At 71.3% G+C, this 17597-nt stretch carries 17 protein-coding genes and 1 pseudogene; 11 read left to right on the forward strand and 7 right to left on the reverse strand.

All coding sequences use genetic code 11. The features are described 5' to 3' along the window. Window positions 1-24 precede the first annotated feature (24 nt). Window positions 25-531, reverse strand: a complete 507-nt coding sequence (locus tag ABFX81_RS02840; RefSeq protein WP_086847919.1) for a GNAT family N-acetyltransferase — start codon at window positions 529-531, stop codon at window positions 25-27. Between the two features lie 85 nt (window positions 532-616). Between ABFX81_RS02840 and ABFX81_RS02845 the strand changes: the two genes are divergently transcribed. Next, window positions 617-1405 carry an alpha/beta fold hydrolase gene (locus ABFX81_RS02845; RefSeq protein ID WP_086847921.1) on the forward strand — a complete coding sequence of 263 codons (789 nt, stop codon included), beginning with the start codon at window positions 617-619 and terminating at the stop codon, window positions 1403-1405. Between the two features lie 48 nt (window positions 1406-1453). On the opposite strand, the gene ABFX81_RS02850 is transcribed toward ABFX81_RS02845, so the two are convergent. Further along, window positions 1454-1861: a MerR family transcriptional regulator gene (locus ABFX81_RS02850; RefSeq protein WP_086847923.1), complete on the reverse strand. Its 408-nt coding sequence runs from the start codon at window positions 1859-1861 to the stop codon at window positions 1454-1456. A 49-nt stretch (window positions 1862-1910) separates the two neighbouring features. Here ABFX81_RS02850 and ABFX81_RS02855 point away from each other — a divergent pair, with 49 nt between their 5' ends. After that, the gene (locus ABFX81_RS02855) at window positions 1911-2792 is read left to right on the forward strand and encodes an imine reductase family protein (protein ID WP_086847925.1); all 882 of its coding nucleotides are present in this window, start codon (window positions 1911-1913) and stop codon (window positions 2790-2792) included. A gap of 28 nt (window positions 2793-2820) precedes the next feature. On the opposite strand, the pseudogene ABFX81_RS02860 reads toward ABFX81_RS02855, so the two are convergent. Continuing rightward, window positions 2821-3225, reverse strand: a pseudogene (locus tag ABFX81_RS02860) (hypothetical protein); the annotation flags it as partial. Between the two features lie 1063 nt (window positions 3226-4288). On the opposite strand from ABFX81_RS02860, the gene gcl reads away from it, so the two are divergent. Continuing rightward, the gene (gene gcl / locus ABFX81_RS02870; RefSeq protein ID WP_086854543.1) at window positions 4289-6073 is read left to right on the forward strand and encodes a glyoxylate carboligase; all 1785 of its coding nucleotides are present in this window, start codon (window positions 4289-4291) and stop codon (window positions 6071-6073) included. 68 nt (window positions 6074-6141) lie between these two features. On the opposite strand, the gene ABFX81_RS02875 is transcribed toward gcl, so the two are convergent. The 4 genes from ABFX81_RS02875 to ABFX81_RS02890 all read right to left on the reverse strand — a co-directional run bounded on the left by ABFX81_RS02875 (window position 6142) and on the right by ABFX81_RS02890 (window position 9413). Then, window positions 6142-6747 (reverse strand): TIGR04222 domain-containing membrane protein, encoded by a 606-nt coding sequence (locus ABFX81_RS02875; RefSeq protein WP_346137578.1) that lies wholly within the window; start codon window positions 6745-6747, stop codon window positions 6142-6144. Window positions 6748-6903: 156 nt separating this feature from the next. After that, window positions 6904-7140, reverse strand: coding sequence for a hypothetical protein (locus ABFX81_RS02880; RefSeq protein WP_346137579.1), 237 nt, complete (start codon window positions 7138-7140; stop codon window positions 6904-6906). Between the two features lie 535 nt (window positions 7141-7675). Next, on the reverse strand, window positions 7676-8569 hold the full coding sequence (locus tag ABFX81_RS02885) for a 2-hydroxy-3-oxopropionate reductase (RefSeq protein ID WP_086854723.1): 894 nt from the start codon (window positions 8567-8569) through the stop codon (window positions 7676-7678). Window positions 8570-8591: 22 nt separating this feature from the next. After that, window positions 8592-9413, reverse strand: a complete 822-nt coding sequence (locus ABFX81_RS02890; protein ID WP_086854722.1) for a TIM barrel protein — start codon at window positions 9411-9413, stop codon at window positions 8592-8594. Between the two features lie 357 nt (window positions 9414-9770). Here ABFX81_RS02890 and ABFX81_RS02895 point away from each other — a divergent pair, with 357 nt between their 5' ends. The 8 genes from ABFX81_RS02895 to ABFX81_RS02930 all read left to right on the forward strand — a co-directional run bounded on the left by ABFX81_RS02895 (window position 9771) and on the right by ABFX81_RS02930 (window position 17507). After that, window positions 9771-11531, forward strand: coding sequence for a trypsin-like serine protease (locus ABFX81_RS02895; protein WP_086854725.1), 1761 nt, complete (start codon window positions 9771-9773; stop codon window positions 11529-11531). A gap of 248 nt (window positions 11532-11779) precedes the next feature. Beyond that, window positions 11780-12031, forward strand: coding sequence for a thiamine-binding protein (locus ABFX81_RS02900; RefSeq protein WP_086854721.1), 252 nt, complete (start codon window positions 11780-11782; stop codon window positions 12029-12031). Beyond that, window positions 12028-12396, forward strand: a complete 369-nt coding sequence (locus ABFX81_RS02905) for a helix-turn-helix domain-containing protein (protein WP_086854720.1) — start codon at window positions 12028-12030, stop codon at window positions 12394-12396. The genes ABFX81_RS02900 and ABFX81_RS02905 overlap by 4 nt, the downstream gene beginning before the upstream one ends. A gap of 157 nt (window positions 12397-12553) precedes the next feature. Continuing rightward, on the forward strand, window positions 12554-13063 hold the full coding sequence (gene uraD, locus ABFX81_RS02910; protein ID WP_086854719.1) for a 2-oxo-4-hydroxy-4-carboxy-5-ureidoimidazoline decarboxylase: 510 nt from the start codon (window positions 12554-12556) through the stop codon (window positions 13061-13063). A gap of 7 nt (window positions 13064-13070) precedes the next feature. Beyond that, window positions 13071-13484, forward strand: coding sequence for a hydroxyisourate hydrolase (gene uraH, locus ABFX81_RS02915; protein ID WP_086854718.1), 414 nt, complete (start codon window positions 13071-13073; stop codon window positions 13482-13484). A 6-nt stretch (window positions 13485-13490) separates the two neighbouring features. Continuing rightward, window positions 13491-14408: a factor-independent urate hydroxylase gene (gene pucL / locus ABFX81_RS02920; RefSeq protein ID WP_086854717.1), complete on the forward strand. Its 918-nt coding sequence runs from the start codon at window positions 13491-13493 to the stop codon at window positions 14406-14408. A 108-nt stretch (window positions 14409-14516) separates the two neighbouring features. Next, window positions 14517-15896, forward strand: a complete 1380-nt coding sequence (locus tag ABFX81_RS02925) for an 8-oxoguanine deaminase (RefSeq protein ID WP_086854716.1) — start codon at window positions 14517-14519, stop codon at window positions 15894-15896. Between the two features lie 222 nt (window positions 15897-16118). After that, on the forward strand, window positions 16119-17507 hold the full coding sequence (locus ABFX81_RS02930; protein WP_086854715.1) for a solute carrier family 23 protein: 1389 nt from the start codon (window positions 16119-16121) through the stop codon (window positions 17505-17507). The last annotated feature ends 90 nt before the right edge of the window (window positions 17508-17597 follow it).

Genomic DNA, 17597 nt, shown 5'->3' on the forward strand with positions numbered 1-17597 from the left:
CGCGCGCGGATTACGGCGGTTCGGTCACAGTGGTGCGCGCATGCACACGCGGGGCCAGCGGTCGAGGCCGTGTTCGGCCTCCGTCGCGCGGATCTCGCGCAGGCCGGGGGTGAGCTCCGCCTCCGTGAGGGTGCGGAAGCCGAGACGGGCGTAGTAGGGGGCGTTCCACGGGACCTCCGCGAAGGTGGTCAGCGTCAGGGCGGCCAGGCCCTCCTCGCGGGCGCGGTCGGCGGCGTACGCCAGGAGGGCACGGCCCACGCCCCGGCGCGCGGCGCGCGGGTGGACCGAGACCTGCTCGATGTGCAGGGCGCCGTCCACGGGTTCGGCGACGAGGTACGCCACCGGGTCGTCCCGCTCGTCCACGGCGACCCAGCAGCGGCCCGCCGCGCGGTAGCGCTCCAGCACGGCGAGCGCGGGCGGTTCGTCGTCGGCGATCTCCGGCATGCCGAGGTCGCGGAAGGGGAGTCCGGCGGCACGTTCGACGTCCTGGAGGGCGGGGAGTTCGGCGGCGGTCGCCGGGCGGATACGCATGGGGTGAGTATGCGGCGCGGCGGGCACCGGGATCCGGTGGATACCCTCGTCCCTCCACCGACTTGGACCGCAAGGGGAGCAGACCGTGCGCGACGCCGCCGTGACGCCCGAGGGCGACCGGATCCGCTGGGTCGAACTGCCGGGACAGGAACCGCCACGCGTCTACGTGCACGGCCTGGGCGCCACATCTCCCGCCTACTTCACGGAGATCGCGGTCCATCCCCTGCTGGCCGGCCACCGTTCGCTGCTGATCGACCTGCTCGGGCACGGCATCAGCGACCGGCCGACGAGCTTCGACTACACCCTGGAAGCACACGCCGACGCGCTCGCCGCGGCGCTCACCGCCGCGGGCGTCACCGGGGCGGAGCTGATCGCGCACAGCATGGGCGGCTCCGTGGCAATCGTCCTGGCCGCCCGGCATCCCCGCCTGGTCTCCCGTCTGGTCCTGGTCGACGCCAACCTCGACCCGATACCGCGCGCCGCCGGATCGTCGGGCAGCAGCGGGATCGCCGCCTACACCGAGCAGCAGTTCCTGGCGGGCGGGTGGGAAGAGGTCCGCGACCGGGTCGGTCCCCACTGGTGGTCCACGATGCGTCTGGCCGGCCGGGAAGCCCTGCACCGCAGCGCGGTCCACCTCGTCCGCGGCACCGCCCCCACCATGCGTGAACTCCTGCTGGACCTGAAGATCCCCCGGACCTTCCTGCTCCCCGAGGCCGACGGCCCGCTCCCGGGCACCGACGCACTCACCGCAGCCGGGGTGTCCGTCGTCGCGGTCCCGGACTGCGGACACAACATCATGCTGGACAACCCGGAGGCCTTCGCCCGCGCCACCGCTGCGGCACTCATGGACCGGGCCCAGTCCAACCACGCTTGACGGAGCGTCAGCCCGGCCAGATTTCGTTCCCTTCGTTCCACGAGTTCGTCAGGCGGGCACGCGCCCCGGGTCGGCACCGTCGAAGGGCGGGTAGGTCCGGTCGCTCATGCGCTCGGCCGCGTCGATGTAGTCGGCGAGAGCGTTCCGGGACCGGGCGAGCGCGGCCATCTGATCGTCCAGCCGGCGCAGCCGCGACCGCATCGCGGCCAGCAGTTCGGGACACCCGAGCAGCTCCGGGGCCTCTCCGACCGCGCAGGGCAGCAGATAAGCGATGTCCTCCGACGATAAGCCGGCGCCGAGCAGGTGGCGGATCTGTCTCACCCGCAGTACGGCGTTCTCGTCGTACTCGCGGTATCCGTTCGTACCGCGGTCCGCCTCCAGCAGGCCCTGGGCCTCGTAGTAGCGCAACTGATGGGCGTTGACGCCCGTCCGACGACTCAGTTCCCCGATACGCATCGAAACCTCGCTTGACCTTCACACCGGTATCAACGTTGACGATGCTGCCATGAACAACACCGACACACCCGTGACAGTCATCGGACTCGGACTGATGGGCCAGGCACTCGCCGGCGCCTTCCTGAAAGCCGGGCACCCCACAACCGTGTGGAACCGCACGGCATCCAAGGCCGACGGGCTGGTGGCCCGAGGCGCACGGCTCGCACCGACCGTCGGCGACGCGGTCCGGGCCGGCTCCCTGACGATCATCTGCGTCACCGACTACCAGGCCGTGCGGGAACTGTTCGGCACGAGCGATGTCGAACTCGACGGCACGACGCTGGTCAATCTGACCTCGGGCGACTCGGCCCAGGCCCGGGAGACCGCTCGATGGGCCGAGCAGCGCGGTGCCCGCTACCTGGACGGCGCCGTCATGGCCGTCCCGCCGACCGTCGGCACGCCCGAGGCGGTGATCCTGCACAGTGGCCCCCAGGCGGCCTTCGATGCCCACAAGCCGACCCTCGACGCGCTCGGCACCGTCACCCACCTCGGTGCGGACCATGGCCTGGCGTCCCTGTACGACGTGGCCGGACTGGCCATGATGTGGAGCGTCCTGAACGCCTGGCTCCAGGGCACCGCGATGCTCAGGACGGCCGGTGTCGACGCCGCGACGTACGCGCCGTTCGCGCAGCGGATCGCCACCGGTGTGGCCGAATGGCTGCCCGGATACGCCGAGCAGATCGACAGCGGCTCCTTCCCGGCCGAGGTGTCGGCCCTGGAGACCGACGCGCGGGCCATGGCGCACCTGATCGAGGAGAGCGAGGCGGTGGGTGTCAACGCCGAACTGCCGAAGCTGTTCAAGGCTATGGCGGACCGCTCGATCGCCGCCGGAAACGGTGGCAAGCAGTACCCCGTGCTGATCGAGGAGTTCAGCAAACCCGGCACCGACTGACCTGCCTGCGGCTGACTGTTCCTGTGTGTCAGGGCGCCCGGTTCTCCGTGCCGGTGGCGTCCAGTGCGTCGGCCGGGGCGTTCACCGGCCGTGGTGTGCCGGTGAGGTCGAGGACGAACAGCGGGATGCCGAGGGTGTCGGCGCGGGCCCGGGCGTCGTCCGCGTACCCGGCGAGGGAGAAGTACAGGCAGTCGGCCGACTCCGTCATGGCCGTCAGCCACAGGCACTCCACGTCCCGCAGGGTCGCCGGGCGCACGGCCGGGTCGACCAGCGCGACGACGCCACGGGCGGCGATGCCGATCCCGGACGGCGGCCGCTGGTCCGCCCGCCGGACACGCCGGTAGCCGAGCCAGCGCAGATAGAGCGCGGCGGCCGTGACGGCGTCGAGGGCGGTACGGATCGTGACGGAGCGGAAGGGTGGCCGGGCGGCAGCGTCGGTGGAGGAGTCGGCACCAGCACCGGCTCCGGCACCGTCACCAGCACCGGCTCCGGCACCGGCTCCGGCACCGTCACCAGCACCGGCTCCGGCACCGTCACCAGCACCGGCTCCGGCACCGGCTCCGGCACCGTCACCAGCACCGGCTCCGGCACCGTCACCAGCACCGGCTCCGGCGTCGGCAGCAGCTCCGGCTCCAGCAGCGGCGTCGGCAGCGGATCCCGCTCCGGCTCCGGCTCCGGATCCCGCTCCGGCTCCGGATCCCGCTCCGGCTCCCGCTCCGGCTCCGGCTCCGGATCCCGCTCCGGCTCCGGCTCCGGCAGCGGATCCCGTTCCGGCTCCGGCCCCAGCGTCGGCGGCGGCTCCGGCGGCGGCAGCGGCCGGGGCCCCGTCGGCGTCGACAGAAGCGGCGGCCCGCTCGGCGGCGGCTGTGGCGTCGCGGGGGCCGGTCGTACCGCCCGCGCCCGGCGCGCCGTCCCGGCCGGCGGCCTCGGCGTCCGCGTCGGCGGTGATGTCCCGGTCAGGCCTGAGCCCGTCGTCGGCTGCCGTGTCCTGGCCCGTCGAACCGCCCCGGCCGGCCACCTCCCGCCCCTCCACGACCGGCACCCGCAGCACCACCCCGCACGGGCACCCCACCTCCGGCTGCGGCCACTCCCCGCACCGGCCGCAGGACGCGCACCGCACCGTCACCCAGTCGTCCTGCCAGACGCGATGGGCGACGGGTGTCACCGTCCCGTCGGGGTCGAGCCGCGGGGCGACGGCCGCTCCGCACACGCACGGGTACGGCGGTGCCGTGAAGCGGTGCTCTCGTCGGCAGGACGGACAGCGCACCGGCACGCTCTCGGCCATGGCCACTCCAGTACGGCGTCACATCGGGACAGCGCGTCCATCGTGCGCCGGCGAGGCCCTGCCTGTCCGCCGCTTGCCCCCTCTCTTGACGCCCTTCGCCCGCCCCACATACATTCATTCCAGATAGTAGAAGTTTTTTTCCGCAATACGGAAGAGCTCACCGCGGGGCGCGACGGGAGTGCGAATCCGACAGCCGAAGCAGGAGTACTCGATGGCTCGAATGACCGCTGCCCGCGCGGCAGTTGAGATCCTCAAGCGCGAGGGCGTCACCGACGCGTTCGGTGTCCCGGGCGCGGCGATCAATCCCTTCTACGCGGCGCTCCAGGCCTCCGGCGGCATCCACCACACCCTCGCCCGCCACGTGGAGGGCGCCTCGCACATGGCCGAGGGCTACTCCCGCACCCACCCGGGCAACATCGGCGTCTGCATCGGCACCTCCGGCCCGGCCGGCACCGACATGATCACGGGCCTGTACTCCGCGACCGGCGACTCCATCCCGATCCTGTGCATCACCGGCCAGGCACCGACCGCCGTGATCCACAAAGAGGACTTCCAGGCCGTCGACATCGCCTCGATCGCCAAGCCGGTCACCAAGATGGCCGTGACCGTGCTGGAGGCCGCGCAGGTCCCCGGCGTCTTCCAGCAGGCCTTCCATCTGATGCGCTCCGCCCGCCCCGGCCCGGTCCTGATCGACCTGCCGATCGACGTCCAGCTGACGGAGATCGAGTTCGACCCGGAGACGTACGAGCCGCTCCCGGTCTACAAACCCGCCGCGACCCGCGCCCAGATCGAGAAGGCGATCGGGATGCTGAACGCGTCCGAGCGGCCGCTGATCGTCGCGGGCGGCGGCATCATCAACGCCGACGCCGCCGAACTGCTCGTCGAATTCGCCGAGTTGACCGGCACTCCGGTCGTCCCCACCCTCATGGGCTGGGGCGTCCTGCCCGACGACCACGAGCTGAACGCCGGCATGGTCGGTCTCCAGACCTCGCACCGCTACGGCAACGCGACCTTCCTGGAGTCCGACTTCGTCCTCGGCATCGGCAACCGCTGGGCCAACCGCCACACCGGCAAACTCGACGTCTACACCGCCGGACGGAAGTTCGTCCACGTCGACATCGAGCCCACCCAGATCGGCAAGATCTTCGCCCCCGACTACGGCATCCCCTCCGACGCCAAGGCCGCGCTGGAGCTGTTCGTCGAGGTGGCGCGCGAGCTGAGGACGGCCGGCAGGCTGCCCGACCGCTCCGCCTGGGCGGCCTCGGCGCAGGAGCGGAAGGCGACCCTCCAGCGCCGTACGCACTTCGACGACATCCCGATCAAGCCGCAGCGGGTCTACGAGGAGATGAACAAGGCCTTCGGCCCGGAGACCCGGTACGTCTCCACCATCGGCCTCTCGCAGATCGCCGGCGCCCAGATGCTGCACGTCTACCGGCCCCGCCACTGGATCAACTGCGGTCAGGCCGGCCCGCTCGGCTGGACCATCCCGGCCGCGCTCGGCGTCGCCAAGGCCGACCCGGAGGCGTCCGTCGTCGCGCTCTCCGGCGACTACGACTTCCAGTTCATGATCGAGGAACTGGCCGTCGGCGCGCAGCACAAGATCCCGTACGTGCACGTCCTCGTCAACAACTCCTACCTGGGCCTGATCCGCCAGGCACAGCGCGCGTTCGACATCGACTTCCAGGTCAACCTGGAGTTCGAGAACATCAACGCGCCCGAGCTCGGCGTCTACGGCGTCGACCACGTCAGGGTCGCCGAGGGCCTCGGCTGCAAGGCGATCCGCGTCACCGACCCCGCCGAACTCGGCGCCGCCTTCGAGCAGGCCAGGAAGCTCGCCGCCGAGTACCGGGTCCCGGTCGTCGTCGAGGCGATCCTGGAGCGCGTCACCAACATCTCCATGTCGACGACCAACGACATCGGCAACGTCGTGGAGTTCGAGGAACTCGCCACGGAGCCGGGGCACGCGCCGACGTCGATCAGGACACTGAAGGTCTGACGCGAAGGCAGGTGAGGGGCGGCCCGTCCGGGAGGACGGACCGCCCCTCACGCGTGCGCGGACCCCCGTCAGTCCCCGCCGCCTCCACCCCCGCCTCCGCCGCAGTACGAATAGCCCCCACCGCCCGTACCGCGCGGCGAGTGCTTGAGGAGGCCCTTGCCGCCCACCTCGGCCCGGCGGATCAGACCCGCCCGCAGGGCGAAGCGCGGCACCAGCAGCCGCAGGGCCGCCTCGCCGTGCAGCGCGACGGCCAGCAGCCGGTCGTGGTCGGTCAGGCCGCGCCTGCTCGCGGGCAGCGGGTGGCGCTGCCGCAGGTCACGCACATGGCGGCGGGCGCCGCGCGTCGGGCCGAGCAGCGGGTAGCGCAGCAGGCCCGCATCCGCGAGCGGGATGCGCGCGAGAGCCAGCGCGAGCCGTACGTCCGGATCCTTGGTCAACGTCCGGAGGCCGGCGGGCTCGTGGAGACAGGCGTGCACCGCCTGGGCCAGGGGGGACGGCGCCCGCTCCGCGCTCACGGCGTCCGCGATGCCCGCCCGTATCGTCCCCGGCCGGTCCGCCTCCACCAGGCCCCGCAGATACAGGTCCACCACGGCGACGGTGACGGCGGCCCGCGGGCCGCCCCCCAGCAGTGCGATCTCGTGCGGCTCCAGCCGGACCGCCGTACCGTCGCCCATGGCTTCACCCCCGTGCCGGGGCCCGCCGCCCCCGTGCCGGCGGGTCCCGTGTGTCGAGAATGTGCCCGGCCCCGGGGGCCGTTGAAGCCCCCGGGGCCGGGTTCAGAGGTTCATTTGAGGGTTCCGTACGGGATGTACGACCGGTGCCGTACGCGCTCACGTGCCGTGGTGCTCCGAGAGTCCCGGCCAGTCGTCCGGGCCACCGCCCTGCCACTCGACGAGGTCGTTCTCCTCGATGTCGGTGACGTAGAGGTCGGCCAGCCGCAGAATCTCCGCCACGTCGTCGACATGCGTGGCGATGCCCAAAGGATCATCGCCACGCGTGACCCGCCGCGATCCGTCCAGGGCGGGAGCGTGGACCACGACGTGCGGGTGCTCGGTTGGATGTGCCATGCCTTCAGGCTGCTGCCGCGGGGGCGGTTCCGCACGCCGGGGGCAGAGGCTGGCCGTCCGACGGCGCGAGGCTGGGCGCGACAGGACGTTCGCGCCGCCGGACGGGGTCTGCGGGGTGGGGTGGTGCTGGTACTGGGACCGCGGCGGGTGCGACGGAGTCCGGAACGGTCTTCCCTCAGGTCGAGAAGCCCGTCCGGGTCCTTGACCACCGCACTGGCTCACACTCCGCCGCGGTCCGTGCCCTGCCCGCGTCCGTGCCGGGGGCGACCACCCCTCATCCGGGTCGCCCCGGGCGGTGGGACGCGGTCAGGGAGTTCAGTCCTCGCGCAGGACGCGGACCGCCTCCTCCACGCGCCGCCCGTAGTCGGGGTCGGCGGCGTGGAAGTGCGCGAGGAGAGGGGCCGCGTGGGTGTCCGTGGCCGGGCGGCGCCGCCCCTTTGGGCGCGACAGGACAGGTGTCAGCGGCGGCGCCGCCCGGGGTACGAGGGACCTCGGGCTATGAAGGTCGACGAGGGTCTACGAGGGCTTACGAGCGTCAGATCCGGGCGCCGGAGAGCCGCTCCACGGCCCGCAGCAGCGCCGAGTGGTCCAGGCCGCCGTCACCCTGCGCGCGCAGCGACGCGACCAGCTGGGCGACCACGGCGCCGACGGGCAGGGCCGCGCCGACATTGCGCGCGGCGTCCGTGACGATGCCCATGTCCTTGTGGTGCAGGTCGATCCGGAAGCCCGGCTTGAAGTCCCGGCCGAGGAAGTTGTCCTTCTTGCGGGTCAGCACGGTCGAGCCCGCGAGGCCGCCGCCCAGGACGTCCAGGGCCGCCTTCAGGTCCACGCCGGACTTCTCCAGGAAGACCACGGCCTCGGCGCACGCCTGGATGTTCACGGCGACGATCAGCTGGTTGGCGGCCTTCACGGTCTGGCCGGAGCCGTGCGGGCCGCACAGCACGATGGTCTTGCCGAGCACTTCGAAGACCGGCCTGGCCTGGTCGAAGTCGGCCTGCTCGCCGCCGACCATGATGGACAGCACGGCCTCGATCGCACCGGCCTCCCCGCCGGACACCGGGGCGTCCAGGACGCGGATGCCCTTGTCCTTCGCCGCCTTCGCCAGGTCGACCGAGGTCTGCGGGGTGATCGAGGACATGTCGATCAGCAGGGCGCCGGACCCGGCGTTCTCCAGGATGCCGTCGGGGCCGTAGGCGATGGCCTCGACCTGCGGGGAGGCGGGCACCATCGTGATGACGACATCGGCGTCCCGCACGGCCTCGGCGATCGAGCCGGCGGCCGTGCCGCCGGCGGCGGCGAGGCGGTCCAGCTTCTCCCGCTCCAGGGTGAATCCGGTGACGTCGTAGCCCGCCTTGATCAGGTTCTCGGACATGGGGGAGCCCATGATGCCGAGGCCGATCCAGGCGATCTTGGGCAGTGCGTTGCTCATGGTGTGCCTTTCGGTACGGGGGTCAGCGGGGCAGCCAGTCGAAGGCCTCGGCGCTCGGGCGGTCGCCCGGCTTGTACTCGAGGCCGACCCAGCCGTCGTAACCCGCCTTGTTCAGCTGGTCGAGGAGGTCTTCGAGGGGCAGCGAGCCCGTCCCGGGGGCACCGCGGCCGGGGGTGTCGGCGATCTGCACGTGGCCGGTCTTCGCGGCGTACCGCTCGATCACCTGCGGCAGGTCCTCGCCGTTCATGGACAGGTGGTAGAGGTCCATGAGGAAGCGGGCGTTGCCCAGCCCCGTCGTGTCGTTGACCTTGTCGACGATGCCGACGGCGGCCGGTGCCGACACCAGCGGATACGCCGGCGACTCGATCTGGTTCAGCGCCTCGATCAGCAGGATCGCGCCGATCCGGTCGGCGGCCCGGGCCGCGAGCGCCAGGTTCTCCAGCGCGAGCGCGCCCTGCTCGGCCGGGTCCACGCCCTCGACGCGGTTGCCGTACAGCGCGTTGAGCGCCGTGCAGCCCAGGGAGGCGGCGAAGCCGGCCGCCACGTCGATGTTGGCACGGAACCTCTCCGACTCCTCGCCCGGGACCGACAGGGCGCCGCGGTCGGGGCCGGGCAGTTCACCGGCGTAGAAGTTGAGGCCCGTGAGCTGGACGCCGGCGTCCTCGACGGCCTTCTTCAGCGCGTCGAGCTCCGACTGTTCAGGGGTGGGCGAGTCGACCCAGGGCCACCACAGCTCGACCGCCGTGAAGCCGGCCGCGGCGGCGGCCGCGGGACGCTCCAGGAGCGGGAGTTCCGTGAAGAGGATCGACAGGTTGACGTTGAAGCGCTGGTCTGCGAATCCCATCGGCCGCGCTCCCTTCCATAAATTTCGTATTGTGGAAGTTGCTTTCTGCTTACCGGAAGACTGCCGTCGAGTGTCGTGGCTTGTCAAGGGGCGGGAGGTGCGTTGGGCGCGGTGTTGTCACCCGCGGGCGCACGCACGCCAGCGCGACCAGCGCACGCCGGTGTGGCGGGAGAGTGACGGAGGCCGGCCTTTCGGCGCTGAGCAGGAAGGACGCGACTCGCGTCCCTCCTGTCTCATGTTCCTCTGGGGGGGACTTCCTTGACCACGACACAGTCCGGCGGCCGTCACAGACGCCGGATACGCATCGCCCTGCCCGTCGCCGCCGCCGGCGTCGCCGCGGCCGTCGCCGCCGCGCTGATGACCTCTTCCGCCGGGGCCGCCACCGCCGTGCCGAACCCGACGGCCGAGCCGGTCATCGGCTCGCCCTCGCTCTCCACCCTGGAAAAGCGCATCGCGGGCGCCCTCGCCGGCGACGACACCCCGGTGCGGACGACCGAGAAGTCGTCGCTGAGCTCCGGCACGAGCACGTCGGGCATCGACCCGAAGATCATCGGTGGCGGCGAGACCACCATCAGCACGGCCCCGTGGATGGCCCAGCTCTGGTACCACGACGACAGGAGCACCCCCGAGGCCGACGACGACGTGAGCTTCTTCTGCGGTGGCGCGGTCGTGGCACCGACGAAGATCCTGACCGCCGCCCACTGCCTCAGGAACGACAACAGGAACTACGACTGGCAGGCCCACGGCGCCGTCGTCACGGGTACCGCTCAACTGCCCACCACCGACTCCACCGGCACCACCGACCTGCACGGCGGCCAGGCCACGGCCGTGCTGCGCCAGTGGTGGCAATGGGGGTACGACCCGGTGGACAGGGAGGTGGGGAGGTACGAGAGCGACCTCGGCATGCTCACCCTGGCCGTCCCGGTCAAGGCCACCCCGATCCGCATGGTCGCCCACGGCGACACCGCCTCGTACGCAGCCGGCACCCAGGCCAAGGTCTACGGCTGGGGCCGTACCAGCTCCACCAGCCAGGACCTGTCCCAGACGCTGCGGACGGCCACGCTGACCCTGCGCTCCGACAGCACCTGCGCCGGCGTCTACGACGTGGCCTACGTCCCGGGGCGCATGGTCTGCGCGGGCACGCAGAGCGGAAGCGACACCGGTACCAGCGCGGCGTGCAACGGAGACTCCGGCGGCCCGCTCGTGGTGGGCGGCAGGATCGCCGGAGTGGTCTCCTGGGGCAGGAACTGCGTGGAGAAGGGCTACTACAGCGTCTTCACCAGGATGAGTGCCTACGCCGGCTCCGCCTACAGGCAGATCGACGACACGAACCTGAGCACCTTCAACGGCAGGGCCGACGGAAAGGCCGACATCTTCGTCCGGGAGTCCGCCACGAAGACCGGCTACGAGAAGGACTCCAACGGCAGCTCCTTCGGCGCCCGCGCCTCCTGGGGCAACTGGAGCGGCGTCAACCTGGTCCTCCAGACGGACCTCGACCGGGACGGCTACCAGGACCTGATCTACCGGGTCAGCTCCACCGGTGACGTGTACTGGGAGCACTTCGTGCTCAACAGCGCCCGCACGGGCGGCTCGTGGACCGACACGAAGATCGCCACCGGCTGGAAGACCCGCACCCGGATCATCGTGCCGGGCGACGTCACCGGTGACTACCTGCCCGACCTGCTGTCGGTGGACTCCGGCGGGACCATGTGGATCTACCCGGGCAAGGGCAACGGCACCTTCGGCTCGCGCTTCTCGGTCCGCACCGGCTGGAACCAGTACAACTCCGTGCGCGGCCACGGCGACTTCACCGGTGACGGCAGAGCCGACCTGCTCGCCCGCCAGTCCGGCACCGGCGACCTGTACCTGTACAAGAGCACCGGAAAGGCCGGCTCCGAGGCCCTCTCCTCCCGGATCAAGGTGCGCAGCGCCTGGACCGGCTACAACGCCTTCGACGCGGTCGGCGACATCAGCGGCGACGGCAACGCCGACTTCCTGGCCCGCACCCCCGGCGGCACGCTCTACCTCTACAAGGGCACCGCGAAGGCGACCTCCGAGATCTTCGCTCCCCGGGTCTCGGTCGGCACCGGTTTCCAGCAGTACGACATCTGGGGCTGAAACCGCAGGTGAGCGAGGCTCACCCCGCCGGGTAACGGTCACGCCGAGCGCCCATCGCCGCCCGCGGTGGGCGCTGGGCGCCGTGTGCTCAGCCTCCTCTTCCCGGCAACGACCCCCGGCGGTGGAGGACGATGGAGACCGATGGAGGACGGGTGCCCGCGCGCGGAACGCGGAGTGCCCGCGCAGCCGGTCCGGTCCGCCCCGGGGTCGGCTAGGGTCGCACAGGTCACAACGGTTCTGGGGGCAGCATGCGACTGAGAGTGGAGTTCACCACCGAGCCCTTCGACCTCGACGAGGCGCCCGCGCACGCGGTGGTCGCCCGCGAGATCGTGGAGGCCGCCGAACTGGACGCCGTGGACGTGGGCCCGTTCGGCAACACCGCCGAGGGTGGCGCCGACGCGGTGCTCACCGCCGTGGACGCCCTGCTCCGCAAGACCCTGGAAGCGGGCGCCACCCGGGTCTCGCTCCAGATCAACGTGATCGAGGAGGGCCAGGCATGAGCGGCGCCGGGGACGAGCCGTTCATCGCGGCCGTGAAGCCCCTGGTCGACGCCATGGGCGGCGAGATGATCCCGCCCGACGAGGCCGGCCCCGACGACGTCGTCCTGTCCTGGGAGGGCGCCGACGCCGTCGCCGTACGGCTGCCGCAGCTCGCCGACTCCCTCGACCACATCCTGGCCGCCATGGAGCGCCGCAAGGGCATGCCGCTGGCCGACCTGGACCGCAAGGCCAAGCAGGAGGTCGTACGGATACTCGAGGCGCGCGGCGCCTTCTCCGTACGGCACGGGGTGGAGACCGTGGCGAGCGCCCTGGGCGTCAGCCGCTTCACCGTCTACAACTACCTCAACCGCGAGAAGAGCACCTGACCGGGCTGCCCTGACCGGGCTCATGCCCGGTTTCGCCGCCTCGCCGGGTTTCGACACACGGAATTTTCAACAAACTGTTGACGTGCTGTCGCGGGAGGGCGTTAGCTATCGGCACGCCCGTTCAGCACGAAGGCCGTCCCCGGCCACGGAGGCTCCCGTGACTTCCACTTCCACGCCGCCGGGCCTGGCCCGGTTCAACGCCCTCGAGGAGCACGCGGCCTTCACCGCGCTCCACGAGGCGTGCGCCTCCACGGCGTGGGCGAAGCGGCTGCTCGCCGCCCGTCCCTACGCCACCCCCGAGGCGCTGTACGCCGCGAGCGACGCCGCCATGGCGGAACTCACGCCAGAGGACCTCGCGGAGGCGATGGCCGGCCACCCGCCCATCGGCCGCCCGAAACCGGGCGACCCCACCTCGGCCAGGGAGCAGCGCGGCATGGCCGGCGCCTCCGCCGCGCTCAAGGCCGAGATGCTGGAGCTGAACCTCGCCTACCAGGAGAAGTTCGGCCACGTCTTCCTGATCTGCGCCACCGGCCGGACCGGCGAGCAGATGCGCGACGCGGTCAGGGAACGGATCGGCAACACGCCGGAGCGGGAGCGGGAGATCGTCCGCACAGAACTGGGGAAGATCAACCGCATCCGCCTGGCCCGACTCGTCGAAGAGGACTGACAGCAGCATGAGCACCTCCGCCACCGCGTCCGTGTCCACGCACATCCTGGACACCAGCGCCGGCCGCCCCGCCGAGGGCGTCGCCGTCCGGCTCTCCGCCCGCAGCGGGCGCGCGGCGGACTGGCAGGCGCTCGGCGGCTCCGCGACCGACGCGGACGGCCGGTGCAAGGACCTCCCGGCCCTGCCGGAGGGGACCACCCACGTACGGCTCGACTTCGCCGTCGAGGCGTACTTCGAAGAGAACGCGAAGTTCGCGAAGAAGCAAGCCGATGCGCAGCAGGACGCCCCCGCGAATCGGGACAGCGGCGCCGGGGTGTTCTTCCCGGAGGTGGCGATCACTTTCGCCGTAGTACCGGGCGAGCACTACCACGTACCGCTGCTGCTCAACCCGTTCGGCTACTCCGTATACCGAGGGAGCTAGCTACTCATGCCCACCATTCTGGGACAGAACCAGTACGGCAAGGCCGAGAACCGAGTCGTCAAGATCACGCGGGACGGCGCGACCCACCACATCAAGGACCTGAACGTCTCGGTGTCGCTGAGCGGCGACATGGACGAGGTCCACTACTCCGGTTCGAACGCCAACGTCCTGCCCACCGACACCACCAAGAACACGGTGTACGCGTTCGCCAAGGAGCACGGCATCGAGTCCGCCGAGCAGTTCGGCATCCACCTCGCCCGCCACTTCGTCACCAGCCAGGAGCCGATCCACCGGGCCCGGATCCGCATCGAGGAGTACGCCTGGGAGCGGATCGAGACCTCCGACGCCGGCGCCGACGAGGCCAAGCACTCCTTCGTCCGCAAGGGCCAGGAGACCCGGCTGACCCAGATCACCTACGACGGCTCGTCGTGGGAGGTCATCTCGGGCCTGAAGGACCTCGTCGTGATGAACTCGACCAACTCCGAGTTCTGGGGCTACGTCAAGGACAAGTACACGACGCTGAAGGAGGCCTACGACCGCATCCTGGCCACCCAGGTCTCCGGCCGCTGGCGGTTCAACTGGACCGACGACGACCAGCGCATGCCCCACTGGGAGAAGTCCTACGAGCAGACGAAGAAGCACATGCTCCAGGCCTTCGCCGAGACGTACTCGCTCTCGCTCCAGCAGACGCTGTACCAGATGGGCGCGCGGATCATCGACAACCGCGGTGAGATCGACGAGGTCCGCTTCTCCCTCCCGAACAAGCACCACTTCCTGGTCGATCTGGAGCCGTTCGGGCTGAAGAACGATACCGCCGACGGTGCCGTGTACTACGCCGCCGACCGCCCCTACGGCCTGATCGAGGCGACGATCCTGCGGGACGGCTGCGAGGCGAGGATCCCCGTGGACCTCACCAACCTCTGACGTTCCCTCTTTCGGCACCCGTGGCCGGGGAACCCATGTCCCCGGCCACGGCACTCAAAATCCCAGGGTCCTGCCGTGCCCCCTCCACCTCAGCGCAAAGGACGAACCATGGCAGCAGCCCAGCGCATCGTCATCGAGAACTGTGCGATCGCGACCGTCGACGCCGACGACACCGAGTACGCCTCCGGGCACGTCGTCCTCGCCGGCAACCGCATCGAGTCGGTCGGCGCGGGCAAAGCCCCCGAGGGCCTGGAGAACGTCGTACGCCGTATCGACGCCTCCGGGCACCTCGTCACCCCCGGACTGATCAACACCCACCACCACTTCTACCAGTGGATCACCCGGGGTCTGGCCACGGACCACAACCTCTTCGACTGGCTGGTCGCGCTGTATCCCGTCTGGGCCCGCATCGACGAGCCGATGGTGCGCGCGGCGGCCCGGGGCTCGCTCGCGATGATGGCCCGCGGCGGCGTCACCACCGCCATGGACCACCACTACGTCTTCCCGCAGGGCTCCGGCGACCTCTCCGGCGCGATCATCGACGCCGCCCGCGACATGGGCGTCCGCTTCACCCTCGCCCGCGGCTCCATGGACCGCAGCGAGAAGGACGGCGGCCTGCCCCCGGACTTCGCCGTCGAGACGCTCGACGGGGCGCTGGCCGCCACCGAGGACACCGTCCGGCGGCACCACGACTCCTCCTTCGACGCGATGACCCAGGTCGCCGTCGCGCCCTGCTCGCCCTTCTCCGTCTCCACCGAACTGATGCGGGACGGCGCCCGGTTGGCGCGCCGACTCGGCGTACGGCTCCACACCCACGGCTCCGAGACCGTGGAGGAGGAGAAGTTCTGCCACGAACTGTTCGGCATGGGCCCGACCGACTACTTCGAGTCCACCGGCTGGCTCGGCGAGGACGTGTGGATGGCGCACTGCGTCCACATGAACGACTCCGACATCGCCGCCTTCGCCCGCACGAGGACCGGCGTCGCGCACTGCCCGTCGTCCAACGCCCGCCTCGCGGCCGGCATCGCCCGCGTCCCCGACATGCTCGCGGCCGGCGTCCCGGTCGGCCTCGGTGTCGACGGCACCGCCTCCAACGAGTCCGGCGAACTCCACACCGAGCTGCGCAACGCCCTCCTCATCAACCGCCTCGGCGCGCACAAGGAGGCCGCTCTGAACGCCCGCCAGGCGCTGCGCCTCGGCACGTACGGCGGCGCCCAGGTGCTGGGCCGGGCGGCGGAGACCGGCTCCCTGGAGCCCGGCAAGCTCGCCGACCTGGTCCTGTGGAAGCTGGACACGCTCGCCCACGCCTCCATCGCCGACCCGGTGACCGCCCTGGTCTTCGGCGCGGCGGCCCCGGTCACCGCCTCCTTCGTGGACGGCCGGCAGATCGTCGAGGACGGGCGGCTGCTCACGGCCGACGAGGACGCCGTCGCCCGCTCCACGCGGGACGAGGCCCAGCGGCTGGCGAGGATCGCCGCGCAGGGCTGAACACCCGGATGACTCCGGCCGGGAGGGACGGCTCCCGGCCGGTGGCCGCGGACCCGAGCGGGGTCCACGGCGGCCGTCTCCGGGGCGTGCGTACACGCGCGCGCCCCGGAACGGCCACCCCGTCCGCCGCATGCCCGGTCCCGCACGACCACCCGCACCACCTCCTTGACACCCGCGGCCGTCATCCGGCGCAGCCGTGTAACCGACCGGAGGGAAGCCGCCGTGGCCGACCACCCCGTTGACGAAAAACTCCCCGCGCTCAAGATGGCGACGACCGGCCTCCAGCACGTGGCCGCGATGTACGCGGGAGTCGTCGCCCCACCCCTGATCGTCGGCGCGGCCATCGGCCTCTCCGCCACCGACCTGACCTTCCTCACCGGCGCCTGCCTGTTCACCGCCGGCCTGGCCACGTTCCTGCAAACCATCGGCGTCTGGAAGATCGGCGCCCGGCTGCCGTTCGTCAACGGCGTCACCTTCGCCGGTGTCGCCCCGATGACCGCGATCGTCGCCTCCACCGAGGACAAGTCCGACGCCCTGCCGGTCATCTTCGGCGCGGTCATCGTCGCCGGACTCCTCGGCTTCATGGCTGCCCCCGTCTTCTGCAAGGCGGTCCGCTTCTTCCCACCGGTGGTGACGGGCACGGTCATCACCCTGATCGGCATCTCGTTGCTCCCGGTCGCCTTCGGCTGGGCGCAGGGCCCCGACCCGGCGGCGCACGACTACGGCTCGGCGACCAACCTCGGGCTGGCCGCCGGCACCCTCGTCGTCGTCCTGCTGCTGCGGCGCTTCACCCGGGGCTTCGTCAAGCAGATCGCGGTGCTGCTCGGCCTGGTCGCGGGCACACTGATCGCGATCCCGTTCGGCGCCACGGACTTCGGCCCGGTCTCGGACGCGGCGATCGTCGGCTTCCCGACCCCCTTCCACTTCGGCGCCCCGCAGTTCCAGCTCGCCGCGATCCTCTCCCTGTGCGTGGTGATGGTGGTGTCGATGACCGAGTCGACCGCCGACATGCTGGCGCTGGGCGAGATCGTCGACCGCCCGGCCGACGAGAAGACCATCGCGGCCGGCCTGCGTGCCGACACCCTCGGCTCGGCGATCAGCCCGCTCTTCAACGGCTTCATGTGCAGCGCCTTCGCACAGAACATCGGCCTGGTCGCGATGACGAAGATCCGCAGCCGCTACGTCGTCGCGGCCGGGGGCGGCTTCCTGGTGCTGATGGGCCTGTGCCCGATGGCCGCCTCGCTGATCGCCGTCGTACCGCGTCCGGTCCTGGGCGGGGCGGGCGTGGTCCTGTTCGGCTCGGTCGCGGCCAGCGGCATCCAGACCCTGGTCCGGGCCGGCCTGGAGAAGGACAACAACGTCCTGATCGTGGCCGTTTCCCTGGCCGTCGGCATCATCCCCATCACGGCGCCGGAGTTCTACCACGCCTTCCCGGAGACGGCGCGGATCGTCCTGGACTCGGGCATCTCGACGGGCTGTGTCGCTGCGGTCCTGCTGAACCTGGTCTTCAACCACCTGGGCCCGCGCGACCGGGACGCCCACGACGTGACCCACCCGATGGAGGCGGGCGAGGAGATCACGGGGGTCCCCCGGACCCCGGCAGCACCGTGAGATCGGCCGGAACAGCTCCCAACTCCGCTTAGGCTTCTGCCTCGGTCAACTCACCGTTGACCGGGGGGGCAGAGGACAGGGGCCGAGGGG

Source organism: Streptomyces coeruleofuscus, assembly GCF_039532725.1.
Lineage (GTDB): Bacteria > Actinomycetota > Actinomycetes > Streptomycetales > Streptomycetaceae > Streptomyces > Streptomyces coeruleofuscus.